General features: G+C 35.6%; 15 protein-coding genes and 1 tRNA gene. 11 read left to right on the top strand and 5 right to left on the bottom strand.

What is annotated here, in order from left to right; all coding sequences use genetic code 11:
* Nucleotides 1–6 precede the first annotated feature (6 nt).
* Both NZ579_06260 and traF read left to right on the top strand, forming a co-directional pair.
* Entirely contained in the window at nt 7–6,903 is a 6,897-nt protein-coding gene (locus NZ579_06260; GenBank protein MCS7299538.1) for a hypothetical protein, read from the top strand.
* A 12-nt stretch (nt 6,904–6,915) separates the two neighbouring features.
* Complete coding sequence (traF, locus tag NZ579_06255; protein ID MCS7299537.1) at nt 6,916–8,226, top strand: conjugal transfer protein TraF; 1,311 nt, start codon at nt 6,916–6,918, stop codon at nt 8,224–8,226.
* A 68-nt stretch (nt 8,227–8,294) separates the two neighbouring features.
* Here traF and rfbA read toward each other — a convergent pair whose 3' ends face one another.
* Nucleotides 8,295–9,167 (bottom strand): glucose-1-phosphate thymidylyltransferase RfbA, encoded by an 873-nt coding sequence (gene rfbA / locus NZ579_06250; protein MCS7299536.1) that lies wholly within the window; start codon nt 9,165–9,167, stop codon nt 8,295–8,297.
* 112 nt (nt 9,168–9,279) lie between these two features.
* Between rfbA and NZ579_06245 the strand changes: the two genes are divergently transcribed.
* The 3 genes from NZ579_06245 (at nt 9,280) to rsmA (ending at nt 10,993) form a co-directional block, all read left to right on the top strand.
* A tRNA-Met gene (locus tag NZ579_06245) sits at nt 9,280–9,352 on the top strand.
* Complete coding sequence (locus NZ579_06240; GenBank protein MCS7299535.1) at nt 9,323–10,030, top strand: YggS family pyridoxal phosphate-dependent enzyme; 708 nt, start codon at nt 9,323–9,325, stop codon at nt 10,028–10,030. The genes NZ579_06245 and NZ579_06240 overlap by 30 nt, the downstream gene beginning before the upstream one ends.
* Before the next feature lie 111 nt (nt 10,031–10,141).
* Complete coding sequence (gene rsmA / locus NZ579_06235) at nt 10,142–10,993, top strand: 16S rRNA (adenine(1518)-N(6)/adenine(1519)-N(6))-dimethyltransferase RsmA (protein MCS7299534.1); 852 nt, start codon at nt 10,142–10,144, stop codon at nt 10,991–10,993.
* Between the two features lie 114 nt (nt 10,994–11,107).
* On the opposite strand, the gene NZ579_06230 is transcribed toward rsmA, so the two are convergent.
* Complete coding sequence (locus NZ579_06230) at nt 11,108–12,295, bottom strand: hypothetical protein (protein MCS7299533.1); 1,188 nt, start codon at nt 12,293–12,295, stop codon at nt 11,108–11,110.
* A gap of 10 nt (nt 12,296–12,305) precedes the next feature.
* Nucleotides 12,306–13,079 (bottom strand): hypothetical protein, encoded by a 774-nt coding sequence (locus tag NZ579_06225; protein ID MCS7299532.1) that lies wholly within the window; start codon nt 13,077–13,079, stop codon nt 12,306–12,308.
* A 207-nt stretch (nt 13,080–13,286) separates the two neighbouring features.
* On the opposite strand from NZ579_06225, the gene NZ579_06220 reads away from it, so the two are divergent.
* The 4 genes from NZ579_06220 to NZ579_06205 all read left to right on the top strand — a co-directional run bounded on the left by NZ579_06220 (nt 13,287) and on the right by NZ579_06205 (nt 16,377).
* Nucleotides 13,287–14,159: a GGDEF domain-containing protein gene (locus tag NZ579_06220; protein MCS7299531.1), complete on the top strand. Its 873-nt coding sequence runs from the start codon at nt 13,287–13,289 to the stop codon at nt 14,157–14,159.
* Nucleotides 14,160–14,161: 2 nt separating this feature from the next.
* Complete coding sequence (locus NZ579_06215) at nt 14,162–14,458, top strand: DUF2103 domain-containing protein (protein MCS7299530.1); 297 nt, start codon at nt 14,162–14,164, stop codon at nt 14,456–14,458.
* A 145-nt stretch (nt 14,459–14,603) separates the two neighbouring features.
* Nucleotides 14,604–16,013 (top strand): amidophosphoribosyltransferase, encoded by a 1,410-nt coding sequence (gene purF / locus NZ579_06210; protein MCS7299529.1) that lies wholly within the window; start codon nt 14,604–14,606, stop codon nt 16,011–16,013.
* A 7-nt stretch (nt 16,014–16,020) separates the two neighbouring features.
* The gene (locus tag NZ579_06205; protein MCS7299528.1) at nt 16,021–16,377 is read left to right on the top strand and encodes a PilZ domain-containing protein; all 357 of its coding nucleotides are present in this window, start codon (nt 16,021–16,023) and stop codon (nt 16,375–16,377) included.
* Here NZ579_06205 and NZ579_06200 read toward each other — a convergent pair.
* A complete protein-coding gene (locus tag NZ579_06200; protein MCS7299527.1) occupies nt 16,374–17,534 on the bottom strand; it encodes a 1-deoxy-D-xylulose-5-phosphate reductoisomerase in 1,161 nt (386 codons plus the stop codon). The genes NZ579_06205 and NZ579_06200 overlap by 4 nt on opposite strands.
* A gap of 148 nt (nt 17,535–17,682) precedes the next feature.
* A complete protein-coding gene (locus NZ579_06195) occupies nt 17,683–18,843 on the bottom strand; it encodes a hypothetical protein (GenBank protein MCS7299526.1) in 1,161 nt (386 codons plus the stop codon).
* A gap of 408 nt (nt 18,844–19,251) precedes the next feature.
* On the opposite strand from NZ579_06195, the gene NZ579_06190 reads away from it, so the two are divergent.
* Together NZ579_06190 and NZ579_06185 are read left to right on the top strand one after the other, a co-directional pair.
* Entirely contained in the window at nt 19,252–20,532 is a 1,281-nt protein-coding gene (locus tag NZ579_06190) for an asparagine synthetase B (GenBank protein ID MCS7299525.1), read from the top strand.
* A gap of 37 nt (nt 20,533–20,569) precedes the next feature.
* On the top strand, nt 20,570–22,291 hold the full coding sequence (locus tag NZ579_06185) for a hypothetical protein (protein MCS7299524.1): 1,722 nt from the start codon (nt 20,570–20,572) through the stop codon (nt 22,289–22,291).
* Nucleotides 22,292–22,300: the final 9 nt, after the last annotated feature.

Genomic DNA, 22,300 nt, shown 5'->3' with positions numbered 1-22,300 from the left:
CTTAACATGAACTTCTACGGGGGTAATGCTGGAACTACTTATGCTAATACTTCTGTTTTTGGTATTAAAGTAGTGCACGATGGTAGCAGGGTTTATTTCTACTTCAATCCTCAACCTTATGCTAGTGCTGGTTCTTGGTATAAGATGGGTGAAACGACGGTTGGTTGGTATTCTAACTTAGTTGTTGAGTTTGGGCATGAGAGCTTGGTATTCGTAAGTGAATCTCAAGAAGCATACTGGGATGATTTTACTATTAGAACTGTTACTAGCAACTCTGTTGCTTACATAACACCTTATGAGACAGTTGTAGGTACAACCAACATATTTACGATAGTTATTTCAAACGATATTACTGCAAGCGATAGTGGAGTAGGTGAGATAAAGATAGTGAAACCTGATGGTTTTCCTGCGTGGGATACGAATGCGGTGTGGGTTGAGACACATTTTATAACTGGTGCTAATACGAACAATAGGATATTCAGTGGCGAGCCATCTGCAAATCAGTTTTTAGTTAGAGTTTTACCTTCTGATCCTAATTCATTGCTTATAAGGTTTAGAAAAGTTAGTGCATCGGATAATACTATAATTCGTTCAACGACGCCAAACAGGACAATAAGAGTTTCGTTTAGGTTAGCTACTCCTTCTACTCCTGATATTTATGGTAATTACAAGTTTCAGGTATTCCTTGATAACAATAAACTTCCGGGAACTGGTACTGACATACTGTATGCCACAACAGGTTGGAAGAAAGCTAGAGAGGTTGGAAGTGGTCTTTCTGTAAAGGTATACAACAAACCATACATCTTCTCTGGCTTGAACTACTCTCCGGTACCTATGTATGAAGGTAGTGATCTGTATAACGTATTCTACAACCTATCAACGAGTGGAATATCAAACAACCCTGATATAGCGATGGTGGATATAGTTGTTCCTCAAGGGTTTGTCCTAAGTAATGCCTTCAATTCTCTGATAGTACCTTCTGGTTTTATCTCTCTAGTTAATGTCTCTGGAACTAATAGGATAAGGATAAACTATCAAAGTGCGGGTACTTTCTTGCCAGGTGAAAATGGACTAGATAGGATTGAATTTTTCATAACACAAACACCTGACCTACCGATAGGTATAAGGACTTCAAATTTCATCTGGCCTGTTATAATATACGATAGGTTTGGTAATTCTGCTTTCTTAGCGGGAACAAATACTAATTCAACATATCGCAGTCAGGGAACTGAAGTTATAATTATATCTCCTCAGGCTAAAGCATCAATATATCCACCGAAAATAAATAACACTGTTAAAACTAATACATTTGCATACACCGTGATCAATGATGGGCCTCTTGGGAACGACATTATAAGAATGTTTATTCTCTTTGACACAAACTATATAACCAACCATGCTTGGGGGTTCTCCAACAACTCGCAGTATTTCCCTGCAAGAATATATACAACAAACATAGTAGGTCGCGGGTTTGGTATATTTGTTGATTATACTAACTCATCAAAGCCTTTGAGGTCTTCTAGTAACGATACTATATATTTCACTACTGTTCACAGGAGAGGTGATGACGATCCACTTGTGATTGCTGATTTTGTGGTTTATGCTGATAATGGTAATACGGAAGGATTGGTTCAAGGGTTTGAGTATTCTCCTGACTCCTGGTCTGTTACTATAACTCCCCCTGACCCAGATGCGGAGGCGTACATAATAACCAACAGAATAGATACAACTACAGTTAGTTTTTCATTCACTAACTTCATATTCAATACAGGTGCTCCTGGAAACAACCTAAGAAAGGCAAGAATATCAATACCGACAGGTTTTGTTATAAGAAATGTTTCACTAATACCTGGATTAAGCTGGTTGAATAACACTGCTAATATTCAAATTAGTGGTAATAACATAATTCTACATTATGATAATGAGGGAGTTGGGCTTAGATCGGTTTACGAAAATCCATCCTATGGTGATGCCATACTAATAACTCTGAGTAACACGAATTATTTCACTCCTACTGTGCTAACACTACAAACTTACGTTAGTAACAATAGAGGTGAGACGAATGCGAGAGACAAATCAACTCAGGAAAGACAACTACTGTATGTAGAGTGGCCTAACTTGATGGCTTGGGTTTCAATATACAATACAAACACTAACTCCTATGTAGGTTTGAATGAGTTGGATGCTTCGCTTATAACGAATGTCCTATTTGTTAAAGTGTCAAATCTGGGTGCCTCGACCGGTTCTGGCAATAGGATCTTTAGAATTAGGATAGATATACCTACTGATGTTTCGACAAATGTTTTTGGAGTAAGTAGTGATGTGATTGTTAATGATTCTCTGTATGCTAGATTTATCTCATCTGGTAACTATATCTTCATTGACTATCAAAATGATGGAACCAATCTAATACCAGGCGGAGTGGATACTATAAGGTTCTATATGGTTGATTTTGTTGAGACTTCTCTCCTTAACAAACAGTTTGTAGTTACTGCTTCTAACCAGAAAGCATACCAACAGATAACGAATGGTAACTGGTCTATGAGCTTTAAGATGCCAAGAACATTCTTAGGAGCAAAGTTTGATAGTCAGGTTGTGTATACATCCTCTACTCCTACGAATGTAAATTTAAAGCTTATACTCACGAACGCTGGGTTTGGTTCTAATAGGCTGTATAGAGTGAGAGTTATTATACCGCCAGTCTTCACGAATAGAATTTTGGGAGTGAGTTCTAGCATAGTTGCTAGCGGTGGTGTAGTTGTTACTCCTACTAACTTTACGATAAACTACATTAATGTCGGGACTAACTTGCCAGCGGGATATGTTGATGAGGTTATGGTAATGTTCTCAAATACTTATTCTACTCCAACAAATGGAGAGTTTGTGGTGATAGCGAGTAACGGTCAAGATTACACACCGGATGGCTGGGAAGAGGGTACTAATATCATATACTCAACGAATGATAAGAAACTGTATATAACAGAACGACCTTCTGTTAGACTAACGCCTTTTGAGATTTCAACGACAATGAATACTAATATCTTGCTGCTGTCTATTACCAATGGTTTAAATAGTGGTAGTAAAGAGATAAGAAGAATTGCTGTAGGGGTGCCAAGTATATTCAACATAAGTAATATATCAATTATAAACTCTACTCCTACAACTCTTTCTGCTTTACCAACTATCTCTGTGGATACGAATAATAGAAGGATCATTGTCTCCTTCAACGCTGAAAGGCTTACAGGTTCAAAGATACACTCTATACAGATAACTGCTATAGATAACTTTGATTATGGCGAGACTAATGTTTTGTGGAATGTTGGTGTTGATTACGATGATGGGTATAGTAACAACAACTTTGCCTATCCTGTAATAGGTAGTACTTCTAACTTTGTTAAGTTGCCACCGTCTAGAGTGTATGGAAAGCTAGTTCCAAACGATGTCTACTTTGACCTGGATGAGGTAGATATGGTACTTGAGCTTACTAACTATGGTGAGAGGCTTAATAATGTTTATTGGGTTAGGGTTTATCTACCCAATATAGTTACCAATGTAGTTATACTCTCTAACAGGATACCTGCTTCAATACAATACCATTCTTCAAGTAACATGATATTTATAAACTACTTTGTCAGTAATACTAACCTTCCTGGAGGTCAAAGGGATGTAATTTACTTTACGGCTTATGATAGCGTTGACAATAACATCATTTACTCTACTAATCTTGTTGTTCAGGTTGCTAACTACCCAAGTAACATTTACTACACGAATGCTAGCGAATTAGTCAGTGGTGATCTTAGGTATGCTATAGCGAATCCACCATACAGGGTTAATTATAGAGTGGAGCCAAATGTTGTTTCTGCGTTTGAGACAGATTTTGTGACTTATAGGATTTTTGTAGACAATGCTGGTAATACGGGTCATAACGCAACTAATTTGGTCATATCTTATCCATTTGTGTTGATAACGAATGATATGGTAGTAAGTAACACGTTTGGAAATAGTATTATTCAGATAATAACCAATAGGATTGTTATTAAGTATACCAATTCTTCAGGACTACCCTATGGTAGTAGTGATATTATCTACATACATGCTAGGGATACATGGGTGATAGGTGATACCAATGCTAGCTTTAACCTACTTGCTATGTTTAATACTAGTGGTGGAAAGTTCGTGAGAGGTAGAGTTGTTGGTGGTACGAACGTTGTTTACTATGTTTCGAGCCCTCCATATGCCTACACTAGGCTGCTGTATAGAGATATATATTACTCTAACCCTAATCCAACTGTGGTTGTCGTTTTGTCAAATGGAGGTAGTGGTGATAATAGGATAACTAGACTAGATTTGAATATTCCGTTAGCTTTGAGGCTAGGATTTGATGTTGCTAACGTTTCTAGCGAGTACGCTACTAATATATCTTACTCTTCGGGAGTTCTTACGCTACTATACAACAATCTGCCATCTGGTTTTGTAGATTATATCTCGATAAAGGTTTCTAACACGAACTCTGCAGGTAGCTCTTTTGATATAACTGGAACTGCGTATAATGGTATAACCAATTCAGGTATCATACCTACAGGAATTTTTGATATGAATCTAAGGTTTGTGTCACTACCTACTGTTGAGGTAATTAGTAGGGTAATAAGTACGTTCCTTAGAACGAACACGATTGTATTCAAGATTGAGAACAACACAAGCGGTGATGCGAAGGTTAGGCACTTTAGCATATCTCTTAGATGGCCATTTACTAATGTTGTTTCTGTGAGCAGTTCTAAACCAGATGCAATAACTAGCGTAAGTAATGTTACGAATGTTTATGTGACGTATACTAGTGGGATCTCTAGGGGTGATTACGATCTGGTTACTGTAGAGGCACAGGATGTATTTAACTTGGGAGTTACGAATACTTCAGTTTTGTTTAAGGTTAGTGAGGGAGTTGGATATGTGACTCCTTCCGTTGTTGAGAGTAATATATCGTTTATTATGCCTCCAGCACAAGGATATGCTAGTTTGATAAACAAGTATGTATTACTTTCCACGACTTTTGGTGTTCCTTCTACAAATACTGTTAGGATATCATTTACCAATACTGGTGATCTGATGAATAATGTTAGATATGTAAGAGTTGTAATGCCTGAGGGTATAACCAACTTTGTGGTCCTAAGTAATAACTTAGGCTATACTGTCATCTCTAACGCAAGTAATGTTGTGTTCATACACTACACCAATGATGGTATTCAGTCGGGGCAGAGCGATATAGGGTGGTTTGTGTTTGAGAACTACTACAACTTCAAGACTAACGTTAGGTTAAAAGTTTACTACGATAACGGCTTAGGTGTTGAGCAGTTCATAGACCCGCCGATGGGTCAAACATTGACGTTAGCATTTGATTTCCCAGAGACGCCGCCGGACTACTACATCATAAAACCAACTGATGTTGCGTATAGCATAGACACTAACCATACTATTGCTATAAGGATCCTCAATAACTCCTACAGCTATCCCATTCTCAATATAAGAATGCCTTACCATAGCTCTAACTACACCGTTGTTGGTATTCGAAGTTCAAACGGTTATGTGAGTTCTTGGGTAATCTCTAATGGTAGTTTGTATCTGTCGACTTTAATACCAACGAGAAGATTCGAAATATTACTCATTGATATAGCTTATGATTCTTCTGCCAATCCTAACATAATAAATACTACCAATGACCTGAGAGCTGAGGTATACTTTGATGGTGCAGAGGATTACGAAAGTGTTAACGTTTCCACAACGGAAACCTCTAAGTTTAAGATCCTTTATGCTAACTTTGGTAGACTCTTTGGTACCATAAAGCCGTATCATCAGGATCTAAGTGTTAGATTGCTATACAGAGGAACGGATGTGGTTGCTACTAACATTTTTGGTGCTGATATAGTCAGTTCTACTTCTCTAGCAGGAATTACAAATCAGGTCAGTATTGGTAGGTACAGGTTAGACTTCGTCCCACCAGGAGAGTACGATATTCTTGTTACTGGGAGCAAGTACAGGTCTCAAAGAGTCGGTCCTATTGTTGTATCTCCTAATAGGATTAGTAATATCAGCATGATCGTTATGAGCAATGCACCGTTTAGCACAGAGGCTAGAGAAGAACAGAAGGTTTCTAGTTTGGATGATGGTAGAACTGAAATAATAGTTCCACCAGGAGCATTACTTAATGACTTCTCTGTTGACATCATAGTTAGAAATGCTACCGCAGAAGAACAGAAAGGAGCGATAGATACCAAAAATGCCGGTAGGTTCAATGACATAAACTCTATGAAGGTTTATGAGTTGGTTATGAGAACTATACCCGGTGATTATATATTTGAAAATCCTCTCAAGAGTGATATTATACTCAAGTTCTACTACGATGAGAATTATATATCTTCCCAAGGTTGGAGTGAGGATAAATTGAGCGTATGGTACTGGAAAGATACTACTAAGGAGTGGGTGAGAATAGGTGGTAAAGTTGATAAGGACAAAAACTTTGTGTATATAAAGACTAGATATCTACACAGAGTCTATACAGTTATGGGTGATGGAGGTAGTGTTAAAACGGAAGGAATTGTAAGAAATGTAAAAGCTTCACCAAATCCATTTACTCCTAATGTGAAAAATGCGAATGTTGATAGTAGGTATGGAGTTTTGAAAATTACCTTTGAGTTAGATAAGTCTTACGATAAGTATAAGGTAAGGATATATGATATGGGTGGTAAGTTGGTCAGAGAACTAGAAGGTGATGGTAGCTTCGGACAAGGAGAGGTCTATTGGGATGGTAAGGATCATGATGGAGTATATGTCAGGAATGGTGTTTATATATTTGTAGTTGTAGCAGGGGATACAGTTGGGTATAGAGGGACTGTTATCCTCGTTAAGTAGTGGAGGTATTGTATGAAGAGATTAGCTTTTGGGATCATTTTGTTTGTGTTTCTTATCTCTATATACGCTGAGGCTGCTTTTGAATACCTTGACAGAGGCACTAGCGTTAGGGCAAAGGGTTTCGGTAATGCTATGTTTGGAATATTTGATGGTATTAATGGAATGGAATATAATCCTGCTTTGATAGCGAATACTAAAAATATAGAAGGTAGGGTGAATTTTGGGCTTCCGATAGGCTATCTAGACGATACCAGTATGAATATGTTTAGTATCTTTGGAGTGATACCTTTCAGTAATAGAGGGTATGCGGGAATGGACTATCTAGCAGGTCTTGTAATGGGTGGCAATGTCCCATATTTCTTTAGAGATGGTGCTATTGGTTTTTCGTATTCAAGGTTCAATGTTTTAGATTTGTATTATGAGCAGGCTATTAGCTTTAGTTATGGTAAAAATCTTGATGATTTCATATCAAAGGGTGCAAGGATATCAGCGGGTATTAAACTGAATGTTTACAATCTAGGACTAGTTCCTAACCCAGATACTCAAGTTAATCCATATTTAGGTGATAGATTGAGTGCTTGGGGTTTTGGTTTGGATGTAGGTGTTACCTATGACTTTAGTTATACCATAAGACTAGGTTTTGCTATTCAGAACCTTATCAAGCCAAATACTGCGATAATTGAAGGTAATGAATCCACACTTCCGAGAAAAATAAAATTTGGTGCTAACTGGATAGTAGGTAGCTTCTTTGATGTTTTTGAAGATGTGATGATAGGTGCTGGAGTAACACAGACAGAGAGAGAGCCGGGTGACAACAGAGAGTTGGACTTGACATACCACCTAGGTTCAGAGACGTGGTTCTTGAATAAGATAATAGGATTTAGACTAGGTTATGAGTTTGGGCTTTACCAGTTTGCTAATGTGAGCTTTGGGCTAACATTTGGATATGTATTTGCGGACGAGCACGAGGTCAATATGGATTATTCAGTTGGAGTTATGCCTAATATGCTAGCAGGATTGGGTGACCTATCGCATTCATTTAGTTTGGTTTACAGGTATAGGCTGCCAAGGAGTGCATTTGCTTACACTGAGGAGAAGATAAGAGAACTACAGTTTATGGAAGAGCTTGAGAAGAGAAAGAAACAGATGAAAGAACTAGGTGTTGATACCCAAACTCAAAGTAGTGATACCCAACCGAAAGAGCAACAAACACAACAGGTAGAAGAGTTGAAACCTCAGCAGACAACGGTAGAACAGCCAAAGGAAGAACAAAAGGACAAAGATAAGGATAAGAAGAAGGATACCAAACAGAAGGGCAAGTAGTAGTTTTTAGTTTGTTGTGGTTCCCTTCCCAAAAACTTGTTAAGCGGGGGAATGTAATTCCCTCGCGTTTAAATTTTACCTTCCGCAAGTTCAATCAAGTATTTCCCATAATCAGTCTTTTCTAGTGATTTACCTAGTTTTAGTAGTTGTTCTCTATTGATAAAACCTTTTCTAAAGGCTATTTCTTCTATACAACCTATATACATTGACTGTCTTTTTTGTATCGTTTCAATAAAGTTTGAAGCTTCTAACAGTCCATCATAAGTTCCAGCGTCAAACCACGCAAACCCTCTTCCAAGAAGTATTACATTTAATCTACCTTCTTCTAGATAGTATCTATTAACATCCGTTATCTCAAGTTCTCCTCTTTGTGAGGGCTTTAGCGATTTTGCTATACTTACAACATCGTTATCATAGAAGTATAGCCCTGGTATAGCGTAGTGAGATTTAGGGTTAGTAGGCTTTTCTTCTATTGATATTGGTTTTGAATTTTTGTCAACTTCAATTACGCCGTAGGCACTTGGATCTTTGACATAATATCCGAATATAGAAGCACCTTTTGTTTGGTTTGCTCTCTCTAGCATCGCAGAAAATCCCTGTCCGAAGAATATGTTATCTCCGAGAACTAAACATACACTGTCATTTCCTATGAATTCTTCTCCTATGATGAAGGCTTCTGCTATTCCTCTTGGTTCTTTTTGAATTTTGTATTCAACTCTAACACCTATGAAACTACCATCTTCAAATAGCCTCTTGTATAGGTCTATGAACTCTGGATTTGAGATTATGAGGATATCTCTTATGTTAGAGAGTAATAGAGTAGAGAAGGGGTAGTATATCATAGGTTTATCATAGACGGGTAGAAGTTGTTTGCTTATAGCCTTTGTTATAGGATATAGTCTAGTCCCACTGCCACCTGCAAGTATTATGCCTTTTCTCATAAAGCAATTATAAGTCTTAGAGAGATCTGTTTGAAAGTTTCATAATTATTTCAAAATTCTTTTAGTTCTTGTTGAAAAGAATTCTGATGTATATACAAAATTATAATTGAGAGGCGATGTAGCTCAGTGGTCAGAGCAGGGGTTTCATAAGCCCTGTGTCCTGGGTTCGAATCCCAGCATCGCCAGAGATGAAACCCCACCAAAGATACCTCTCTCTGCTTGAGGAGTTGGAAAAGTTAAAAGCACTCAACGGGATAACCTATGATATTGAGGTAGTTGTTGTTACAAAATACGCACAGGAAAGTCAGATTGTAGACCTTCTAGAAAATGCTCCAGTTAAGCATATAGGAGAGAATAGAGTTCAAGAAGCTGATAGAAAGTTTTCGTATCTTTCTAATTTGAACCTTCTTAAAGGAGTTAAAAAGCATATGTTAGGTCCTATTCAGAGTAATAAAATCCCGAAGATCGTTAAACTTTTTGATTTTGTTCAATCTGTTGAGGATTTATCTGAACTAGAAGCGTTAGTTAAGCGTAATTTTTCAGGAGAGGTATTGGTAGAAGTTAAGACAAGTTATGAGAATACGAAACATGGTATAGAAGTTGATAGAGTAGAGGATTTCTTTAGTATCTTAGTAGAAAAAGGTATAAGTCCTTCTGGACTCATGACGATAGCTCCTTTTACTGATGATGAGTCAGAAATAAGTAAGTCCTTTTCAACACTAAGAGAGTTGAAGGAAAAGATAGAAAGAAGCTTTGGATTAGTATTAAAATACCTATCAATGGGTATGACAAATGACTACAAGATTGCTATCAAGGAAGGGAGTAATATGTTGAGAATAGGTAGTTTAATTTTCAATAGATAATGTAACCCTGAGGCGGTTGATACCACCCCAGGGCTTTGAGGAATGGGAGGGGAACTTGTGCCCAAAACCTCGGCTCTAGTATTATCGGTATCCAAGAATCACTTCTAAAGTATGGATATATATTCTCGTAATGGATTAAGGCATATTCTCAAAAAGTATAATCTTTTCCTAACATCATCAAGAGGTCAGAATTATTTGATTGATAAAAGTATAGCCGAGACAATATCAGAATTCGTCTTGTCAAATGTAGATTACAACGTAAAGGTTATAGAAGTTGGTAGTGGTATTGGAAGTCTAACAGTTCCACTAGCAAGAAGGTTCAATAATGTAATCTCAATTGAGATAGATAGAGGTGTTTTTGCTTGTCTAAATGATGTTATTGACTACTACCAGTTAGGAAGTAGGGTGAATACGGTTAATGCAGACTTTTTGAAGATCAAACCTAGTGATTTAGTGGGAGAGGGTGAAGAGGCAGTTTTCGTATCAAATCTGCCTTATAGTTTGGGTGGTGAGATAATCAGGGTGGTAACATACGAATATAATATTAAGGATTTGTTTGTTATGGTTCAGAAGGAGTTTTTTGAAAGACTCATTGCAAGAGAAGGTGAGAAGAATTATTCCTTTTTATCAGTAGTATCCCAATTAAATTATAGTTTTATCAGAAAAGTATTTGATGTTAGTAGAAACTTCTTCTTTCCTGTGCCTTCTGTTGACTCTGTTTTTATACATCTTAGGAAGAAAGAAAATATAGTTGACAAGAGAATAGTTGATTTGATAAAAAAACTATTTTCTAGTAGAAGAAAGAATATATTAAACTCTATTTGTCTATCAACAGGTTTGGATAAACACATAATAGTAGATATGATTAACAGTGTGGAACTAGATATAAAATCAAGAGTTGAGAACCTGAATCCTACTGCAATACTTGAATTGGTAAGAATGATCATTTCATACACTAGATAGATACGTTTTTAGGTATGGACTTAATAAGGTTCCGAATAAAGTCTTCTAATTAAGGTTTAGGATTTTTGATTAAGTTTAAGGAAGATAGATAAGGGGCAAGAGCCCCTTTCGAAATTAGTATCCTAAAGATACAGATAGAACATATCTTGTGTCGGGGTCTTGTCCTGCATAAACGCCTAATTCTTCTGTGTATCCAGAGAATGATATGTCAAGGGCTACAATTTTTAAGCCAAATCCGAAGGAAGGATAACCCTGATTGATACCTAATCCTAGTCTAAAGTTTATAAGGTCATTGAAATTCAATATTTCGCTGTGTATCCCTATATGAACTCTTTTGAAGAAGTCTTTATCTCTTCTTTGAAAGAATATGTCGTGTAGATCCAGTGCTATATAATTCTTTTTAAATACGAGAGAACTCCCTATCATCTCAGATAAGTCTATGAAGTAAGAAGCGCCTAAGTTGAATGTTGTAGGAATTAGTACTTTGTTGTTGAGAATGATTCCACCTATATCTTTAGCGGATATACCTATGTTTACTCTTTGTTTTTCTCCGTTCTGTCCATCGGTAGGTATCTTGTATAGTATTCCAAAGTCAGGAGCAATCCGAGGAGTCAGTAGGTTTGATAGTAATGACTCACCTGATATATTGACATTACCCTGTATGAGTTCATCTATACCGAAGTTTTTCTCAATACCTCCTGCTAGGTATATCTTCAAGTTTAATCCTACGGACAATTGACTTAGATACTTGTCAAGATCCTTGTCTCCCGTAAGTATATTTTTAAAAGAGTAATTTAATCCAATGTAACCACTGAATATGCTTGAAAGTCTTGTATCTAAAAAACCGGCGGATGAGAGAGGATTATGAAACTCAATGAATGGAGTAAGATTTAGGTTTAATATACCTAAAGCTAGATTGAAATCACTTATAGGTATATTAAGTGACACTACGCCAAGATATGCACCTAGATTGATAGGTTTGCCTATCAGATCAAAAGCATAACTTACTACTTTTGTTGTATCAGCACCTAATACACTTGATAGATCACTTAAGGTGTTTATTCCTGTAGTATTTAACATTAAGGATACTGATGTTACTTTTATTGAGAACTTTGAACTCGCTAGACCTGGATTAAATAGAAATCCTTCAATATCTAGTGCATCTATTGAGTTAATAGCCTTCCCGATGCCATAAGAGTATGGGTATGGATAGAGGTATAAGTGTTCGTAGTTATTTATGACAGAGAAGCCACTTATACATACTGCTAATAACAGCCCTACGAGTGAAATTTTCTTTAACATAAAATCCTCCTTATATATTAGTTAAGAGATTGCTTAAGAATGATTGTATAAAGTTTGATACTTCAGTATCATCAACTATTCCATCGTTATTACCGTCTAGAGAACCGAAAGTAGATGATAAGTTTGAGACATCGCTTACGTTAAATAATGACATTCCTTGAAGAAATGAAATAGCCCCTGTTCCTATGAGTTTTGCTATAGTATAACTGTTGCCTTCCCTGTCTGTGCCCACGTTTATGAAAAGATTTGTTATATTCTGTGATGGGTTAGATAACCAGTGCGATAAGACATTAATTTCATCCTCCGAAAACCCGTCTTGTGTGTTTATAGCATTTGTGTTTGCCTTATCTGCTAGTATAAAGAGTCCTAACATAGAAAGACCTGCTCCTGCTAAAGTAAGAGTTATTGATTTTGTTAAACTATCTCCCAGATTACTTTTCAACCTTTTCAGTCCCCATGCAAGATCCAACACATATGGTAAATCATTTTTATCAATCCAACCTAGTAATAAATTAGCGGTATTACTATTGTTCCCTACAATATTAGTTAGTATCTTTATATCAAAGCCCATTATACCTAGTGCTGCCGCTACATGGTCTTGTGGTGGATACTTTTGAGCATTACTAAGAAGTTCTGCATACCTACCTTGGTCTAGGAGATTCCTAGACTGGTAAAGGTTTGCTTCTTCGTAGTCTTTAGATGAGAGTGGTGAAAATATATTTACACCACAAGATGTAGCAAATATTATCGCGAATGCACTCAATACTATTATTTGAAATCTCATATATACCTCCTGAGATGTGAGTATAAATAATATATACTCTAGATTTTCAAATTTCAAAAGTCAAGAATGGTAAGGTTCAAAATTTTTTGATACTTTCATTGAAAACTTTTTGCTTAGCATTTCTACTGAATAAACTGTAGTTCGTCAGTTGAAATAAATTAGTTACATTATTAATAATTTATTTAGGTAAAACTTGAGGTAAATTTTATGAAGGTTTTTGTGAGTAATCCCAACTATTACACTTCACCACTAGTCTCCGAAACAGATGATAAAACAATTATGGAACTATACAAGATCGTTTTTGGTTCTAAGGATCAAATCAGAGAAATCCATAGCCTAAGAAAAAGAACCAAAGATCATAAGTTTTTTCAGAAGTTGATTTTTTTACTTACAGGCATCAATTTTGAGGAAGATATAGCTGAGAATATATGGGAAGAGATAGAAAGATACTACAAGGACATGGTATCGTTGCTAGGTAGGAGTATTCACATTAGTGCTGTTGTAGTAGATTATATGTTTAGGGTCAAGAACTATATGAAAAATCCGTCTGTTGTTGACCTCGTTCTGACAGAGAAGATAAAGAACAGTGCTATTCAAGATTTTGTTACGGGTCTTTACAAGGGATCGTTGTTTGAAAACTTCATACATGTAGAACTTAATAGATCGAAAAGACATGGCCATGATTTTTCTATACTTCTTATGCAAGTAGATGGTCTTGAGAATGTGTATATATCTGGTAACGTTTCAGTAGCTACAAAGCTGCTTGTAGAGATTAGCATAATAATAAGACAAGTAAAGCGTGCTGAAGATATACCTTTTAAGCTTAGCACGGGTAAATTTGGTATTATTCTTCCACAGACAGATAAAAAAGGTGCAGTACTGTTTGCAAAAAGATTACTAAATGAAATTAACACATCTATTCTCTCTACATCTGGTCTGATATTCGGACTATCTGTGAGTATTGGTATTCAATCCTTTCCTCAAGATGGTGATACTGCTGAAACGATCTTGTCAAACTCTGCAAAAGCACTATACAAGTCAAAAGTATCGGGGCATAACAAAATTGTATATGAAATTTAATTATGTCAAGATATAGGAAGAAAGGTGTAAAAAGACAGCATACTGTTCTAAAAGATTTTGTAAAGTTCTTGGAAAGTTTTACATCCGATGGTCTTGCTCAAAGTATCATTCCTGGTAGAATATCTACGAAGGGTTCTAAATCGTCATCTGGTGAAAACATAGTTGAACTACAATATGAGACTAAGACAGGTTTGAAACTTCTACTCAAGAAAGGTACTATGGTACAGGAAGTTTTCGTTGTGGCTTCAGACAAAGATAAGATAAAAGATCTATTTAAAGAAGGAAGAATTATAATCTAGTTTTAACTTTATACTTAAACCATTTACTTTGCTGTGAATTTTGAGAATTTGTAATGATTTAAGAGATTATTTTGTTTTAAAGGATAGTTTGATTTAGTTATGATCAAATTTTATGTTTAGGGGACTTGTTTAGTATAATTTATGTATGATTGGATTGAAAGAGAAATGTGGTATAGCTGGAGTATACGGAAGGATAGAAGGAGTAGTTGAGAAACTGTTCAATATTATGAATGCTTTACAACATAGAGGACAGGAGGGGGCTGGGGTAGCGTTTCATCACGAGAGTGGTTTTCAGAGGATTGTAACACAGGGGCTTGTAAGAGACCTTTTCCAAAAAGAAGAGATTAAGCAACTAGAAAAATCTGATGCTATTATAGGACACATAAGATACTCAACAACGGGATCAGATGATATTTCAAACTTGCAACCGTTCGTTTCAAAAACTATTGATGGAAAAACTATTGCTTTGGCACACAACGGCAATATTACCAACGCTCTAGAGATAAGAAATAAACTTATGAAGGAAGGACATACCTTTCTGACTACTACTGACAGTGAGGTTATGCTTCATCACATAGTTAAGGAATATAACAAGACACTTGATATTATTTATTCGGTTGAGAGCGCAATGAGATTGTTTGAAGGATCCTTCTCAATACTTTTACTTTTTGAGGATATTATAATAGCGTTCAGGGATAAGTATGGTTTTAGGCCTTTAGTGTTTGGTAAAATTGATGGTTCTTGGTTCTTTGCGTCTGAAGATAGTGCTTTGAAAACGATAGATATATTTGATTTTGATGAAGTGTTGCCTGGTGAAATTGTGGTTGTTGGTGACAGGGGATTGTATAGGGAAAAAGTTATAGAAAATTCAAATCTATCACAATGTATATTTGAACTCGTTTATTTTGCTAAGCCTTCAAGTAATATTTTCAGCGAAAGTGTCTATAACTTCAGATACAACTGTGGTAGAAAGTTAGCAATGTATGACAAAGATGAGGAGTTTGATGGTGTTGTTCCTATACCGGACTCTGGGTTGATTTCTGGTATTGGATACTCAGACGAGAAGAATATCCCTATAGTTATGGGGCTTATAAGGAGTCACTTCACGGGAAGATCTTTTATACAACCTAGCCAAAGTAAGAGGGATGGAATGGTCAAGACTAAATTTTTTGTCCCTACAGAGGTTGTTAAGAACAAAAAAATCGTTCTTATTGATGACTCTATCGTAAGAGGAACTACTATGAGAACAATAGTTGAACTACTCAGAAAAAACGGTGCTAGAGAAGTACATCTCAGAATTGCATCGCCCCCAGTTAAATTCCCTTGTTACTTCGGAATAGACTTCCCATCCCCTACCGAACTTATAGCAAATCAGAAAAACATAATTGAAATAAAAGATTACCTTAATGTTGATAGTATTAAGTATCTAAATTACGAAGATATGATAAGTATAGTTAAGAATAAGAATAACTTTTGTAGTGCTTGTTTTACTGGTGCTTATAAACAATCAGTTTCTTCTTCTCTAGGAAAGTATATCTTTGAGGTAAGGAGGTAGATCAGGTATGGAAAATAAACAGCAAAATAAAATAAGAGCTTCAAGAATACCTGTTAGTATAGAAGCAGTCTATGAGTTTAGGGGGTTTAAGGATAGATGCACAATAATAGACATATCAGAAACAGGTATGAGACTAGAGGTTAGACAGATACTATTACCCGGAGATGTAATAAAAGTTACTTTTCCTATAATTTATGATAAAATACCACTTAACATAGAGGCATGGTGCATAGTTAGAAATAGTAGTGGTAACGAAATAGGTGTTGAATACGATGAGTTATCAAACGAGAACAAAAGAAAACTAATTAGTTATGTTGAGCAATTGCTTCTAAGGCACGGAAAGAGCAAGTATGAACCATATTAAACTAACTTGCTCAGGATAAATTCTTCTATGCTTTTTCTAACATTATTCATCTCCTCAACAAGCTTATCTGAAATTTCAAATTTGAAGTCAGTTTTGAATTCTTTAAGACATTTCTCTAGTATTAGCGGTATTTGGTTGAACTTTATTATACCCCTCTCAAAAAGATAGATACACACTTCGTTTGAAGTATTGAGTATAACACGATTTTGAATTTTTGAATTATCCAAATACTTAATGAGAGATAATACTGGAAATTTAGATAAGTCTGGTTTCAAGAAGTTTAGAGAAATATCTACTGGAGTCTCAAAAGGAATACTTCGCTCAATAAGTGGAGGAATGTCAGGATAAAACATAGCATTTGCTATGGGGAATATCATATCAGGTCTATAGTATATACTCCAAGTAGTTCCATCTATGAGAACTGCCATACTATGTATCCTAGACTCTGGATGTATGACAATTTCAATTTTGTCAAAAGGTATTTGAAAGAATATGTGTGCTTCAAAGAATTCTAAAACTTTATTAAACATAGTGGCACTATTTAGCGTAACTATCTTACCCATCTTCCAGTTGGGATGTTCCATAGCGTTCTGGAATGTTGTTTTCTCAAGTTCCTCTAGGGGTTTCTTTAAGAAAGGTCCTCCAGAAGCTGTTATTATGAACTTGTTTATACTCTGCATACCTATCTTTGAAATGAGATTAAATATCGTATTGTGCTCACTATCAAGAGGTATCACGATAGTGTTATTATTCTTAGCAGACTCCATTATTTCGTAGCCCCATATAAATATACTTTCCTTGTTGGCAGTAAGAACAGTTTTGCCATTCATTATTCCTTCAATCGTAGGGTAGATACCGAAATACCCATCAACAGCAACCAAAATAGTATCTATCTCATCAATGCTACAAATCTTTCTAACCCCTTCAACACCTGTAAAAATCTCGGCTCCATTAAATCTGAAATTATCTATCTCACCGAGTTCATCAATATACACATATCTGGTATTAAACTCCTTAACCTGCTTATAGAGTTCTGCTACATTTCTTCTAGCACCTAGCATCTTCACAGAAAATCTGTTGGGGAATAACCTTACAACTTCCAGAACCTTTCTACCTATTGAGCCTGTTGATCCGAAAACTGCTATGTTCCTAACCATACTCTAATTTTACACAACGCAGGATACTGATTTAAACCTTAAAACGTATTTGATACCAAACGAGATGAACTCCATATCTTGAGAAGAGTAAGTTAGAAAATGAAGATAAGGTAAAAAGAGGAGGTAGTGAATACCCCCTCGTTGGGAATTATAGTCTTATTAGAGTATCAATGCCGAGTATTGTTTGATAATCTGATGTACTGTTATTAAATGCTTTATATTCATCCTTTCTTTGGTCTATCTTAACGTTACCTGATACTGTTAGGTATTTGTTAAAGACAAATTCAAGTCCTCCGAGATAGAAGTTCTGTTCTTTGTCAGATACGTTAATATTTGGATCGTAGGTGTAGAAGCCACCAATGATTGATAGTTCTTTTAGCCCTACAAATCCGAAGTTGATTTTACCAGCAACGGTAAAGTAGTTAGCATTAATTGTGGAAACATATGCTCTCACAAAATTAACTAGAGAGTAATTAACAAACAACCTTATTGGACTGAAATTTACTCCTAATCCTACACCATATATCTCAGTCCCACTAGCATTCGTCATGTCAGGAGTAGGAATTATGGTGTTGTAAGTATGTAATCCTATGTAAATGTTCTGGTAGTTTGTATCACCTGTTAGTAGGAATAAAGGAGCAACCAAGAGTCTTCCACCAACCTCTTTTGTAACATTTATGAACCCTAGGTTGGTCTGTATAGAATCAGAACCTCTACCGAAACCGTTTCCATCAAACACTCCAACAAACCCTTCTATTCCTTTTATAGGTCTAACGGTTAAGGATAATCCTATATCAACTGAACTCCTCAAACCTAGTCTATCTGGAGCGCTCGGGGTTATATACCTTATTCCTGCTATGTCGTCAGCGAATGGTATCCATTCTGTTGGAATTAGACCGAAAGATAGTGTTAGTTCATCTAGTAACTTCCAGTTTAGTGCTGCATTCCTCAACCTCAAGATCCATCCTGATGTTGTTAAGTTTATATCAGGTGTTACTCTAAGGGTCATACCATTCTTGAAATCAACGTTGAAGTCAATAAAGGCTCTTGAAAGGGTGAAGGAGTTGAAGTTTGTTGCGTTACCCTGTATGGTTGAAGGGTTCCATAAGTATCCAGCGAATATTGTGAAACCCTGTTTGATTTCGGGTTTATCGTCTTTTTTGTCCTCTTTCTTCTCCTTCTTCTCTTCCTTGACCTCCTGTTTTACTTCAGGTGCAGGAGCAGGTTGCTGAACGTTTGTGTCAGCGGTTTGGGCAAACCCAGCACCAGCGAATAATATCGCTAGCATTAATATCATAAGTCTTTTCATACTTTAAACCTCCTTAATTTGTTTGACTAAAGTCTAAAAAAGGTTTGTAAATTTTTTGAAAACAAATCAGAAAAATTTTGAAAAAACTAACTTTTGATAGACTATTAGGTTATAAGGTAGCCTGAAAGTATAGTGAAATATTGACTGAATTTCAGGTTATTTATCTTACTTATCACCTTACTTAACCTTGGGATTAGGATTAGGGTAATATGTGTAGCATAGAATTGATAAATAGCACTGTCAGAAGAAGATGAATCTTTTCATAATTCAAAATTCCTACTTGTCCTAACAATCATTCGTATATGACTGATGCTAGAGCATTCTGTCAATGGTATTGCTCAAATAAAATTTTTCTTGAAAAAGCATCTAAAAATTAGCATAATTATTTCTTGAAAGTTTTTGTGGTATCTGATGAGAGGAGTATTTGTTGTTATAATAACATTTATAACACTTTTCTTATCCTCACATTCTTTCTCAAACTACATCCTTATTCCGATGGATTTTAAGCAGACAGATCACCTCAAGCCTTATGGTATCGTGTATAACACTCTGTCTTATGGTATTGAAGCATTCTGGGTTTTAAATTATCGTGGTGGCAGTTTTGTTATACCATACAACGATTTTTCACTCAACCTGATAAAAAACAGTAAAGTTTTATACCAAGTTATAACTCCAAGTGCTTGGAAGAGTATAACAGACCTTACGAATACTGAAAACATCAATATTATAAGGCTCACTAAAGCACCAAAGATTGGTCTTTACAGGCTCAAGATAGAATTGCCTTACGATGATGCTGTTGAGATAGCGTTGAAATACGCAAACATACCATATACAGAGATAACAGATGAGGATATACTAGATGACAAGCTTAAGACGCTTGAGATAGATTGGCTGCACTTTGACCATGAAGATTTCACAGGACAATTTGGAAAGTTTTGGTTCGGGTACAGTAGAGAACCTTGGTATATTAGGATGAATGAGTATCTTCTGTCAATGGCTAGGAGGAAGGGATTTAAAAGTGTTGCTGATATGAAGAAGGCGGTTGCTTACAAAATAAGGATGTATATAAACGATGGTGGCTTTTTGTTTGGAATGTGTGCTGGAACAGATACACTGGATATAGCACTAGCAAGTATGAATACGGATATAGTTCCAGAATTATTTGATGGAACACCTGTTGATCCAGACTATACTTCAAAACTAGATTTCTCACAAACCCTTGCGTTCAAGGATTTTTCACTAATAACAGACCCGTATGTGTATGAATATTCAGATATAGACTACCCGAACTTTAAGATAAATCAGTTTGAACATCCTGAATACTTTTATCTAAGAGAGTTTTCAGCAAGATATGATCCTGTTAGCACTATGCTGGTTCAGAACCATACACTAGAGGTTAAGGAGTTTCTAGGACAAACGACCTCTTTCAATAAGTCAAAACTCAAAGAAAACATTGTGATACTAGGTGAGTATCAAGATACCAAACTACTAGGGTATGCAAAGTATATAAGAGGTGAGTATGGTAAAGGTGCTTTCTGTTTTTTAGGGGGACATGACCCCGAAGATTTCGCACACTACATAGGCGACCCACCAACGGATATATCACTTTCACCTAATTCGCCGGGATATAGACTGATACTCAATAATGTCTTGTTTCCCGCTTCAGAAAAGAAAAAGCGAAAAACTTAACTTGAAATGACTTCTTAAGGTTTTTCATAACTTCTGTATGAAAAGAATTAAATTCTCGTTAAGAAAATCAAGAACTACTATAATCTTGTTTGTCTTATTTTCAGTGGGTTCTGTTTTTATCTGGGCTTCTATATTCATGTTTATGTTGAACGTATTGGTCTCTTACACTAAAGGGGCATCTTTACTCATAAAGTATACTGAAGAGTATCTTTTTTATAAGTATGACCCCAAACTCTTTGATGTTGAGAAAGCGAGCGAAATACTTACAAAGATAGAAGGATTTTATGTTTTCTACGATATACTCTTCTTTAAAGATAGACCCTATAGAGAGATAGAGAGGATATGGTCTGACTTTGGTATGAGTAGAGATGAAATATGGGTAGTTGTTTCAGGAACTAGAATAATGCGTAATTTACCAATAATGGATTATATAAAGGATAAAGCAAATGTGTTAAAGAATAATTTTGACATAGTAGGAGAAAACAAGAATGTTGATATCAATAGAGTGTTGAAGGATGTTGAAGAATTTCATTCAAGTTTTTACTCTACTATGAACAGTCTTATTTACCCATCAGTTTTTCTAGTTTCACTGTTAATTGGTTCGATAATATCACTTTTATCATTCTTTACTCTAAGAAGTTTTAACAGTATAAACCAAATAATAGATTTGACTACCTCAAAAATAAACTTGATACTTAAAGGAAGAAGTTTTGAAAAGCTTGATATAATAGACCCATCTAGTGAGTGTATAGTGTTGCAGGATGCTGTAAATATTGTGTCTGAAAAATTTAAAGCAATACAATCTGCTAGGGATGACGTTATGGAAAGAATTGTTCATATTACTAAAAAACTAGAAACAGAACTTGAGAGTCTTTCATCCAATATACAGAGTGTTATTACATTCAGAGACTCAATAGGATCGCTAGAAATATCTGAGTTGGATAAATCGTGGAGTCAGTTTATGAACATATTTTCAGTGATTGATGCATCACTGAAATCAGCTTCCAGAGATGCTGAAAATCTAAGGAGTCTTTCTCTAAATATATTTGAACCTGTGTCTTCAATATATGATATATTATCCAGCACCTTACAGCAGTTTTCGCTGATAAATGAAATATTCTTTAGATACATTTCGGAGACAGGGGACTTCGTGAATACAATACAAATCTCCTTTAAGAGAGAAGAGGAGAGAATAAATTCACTGTTATCAGAGATGAAAAGAGTCTCAATGAACTTAAGAAGTCTAGGAATAAATGCAAGTGTTGAGTTCTCAAAGATACCTTCTGGAGAAACTTTAACAGGTTTATCGTCAAAGATAGTTGATCTTTCAAAAGATATAAGTAGTATTTTCGGTAGTGCGAGTGCTAGTATAGAGAATTTTGAACTTGAACTTAAGAATAGTTCCAACAAAATATTATCGTTCATAAATTCATCATCTCAGATTGAAAAAGATTTAAAAGATATATTTTTAACACTTAAAACTTTATCGTCTGATAGAGATAATGTGTCAAAAAATATTGAGAATGCATATAAAATTATATCTGATGTTATGGAAGTTTTTTCAAAACTAGAAGAGAGAAGTAAGGAATTGTCCTCATCGTTTTACAGAATTGAACAGACTTTTAAGCAAATGTATATGATTATTGAGAGTTCAATCAAGTCTGTGGGAATAATAGAATCTTTTGCTATCTCCTTGAAATCTTTAAGTCATCTTATAGAAGGTATCAAAAATACTGCAAAGGAGTTAGAGAAGATCTAGTTGTTAGAA

This window comes from Spirochaetota bacterium, from assembly GCA_025061835.1.
GTDB lineage: Bacteria > Spirochaetota > Brevinematia > DTOW01 > DTOW01 > SKYB106.
The sequence above is the reverse complement of the archived record's forward strand: the minus strand, read 5'-3'. Positions and strand labels throughout refer to the sequence as shown.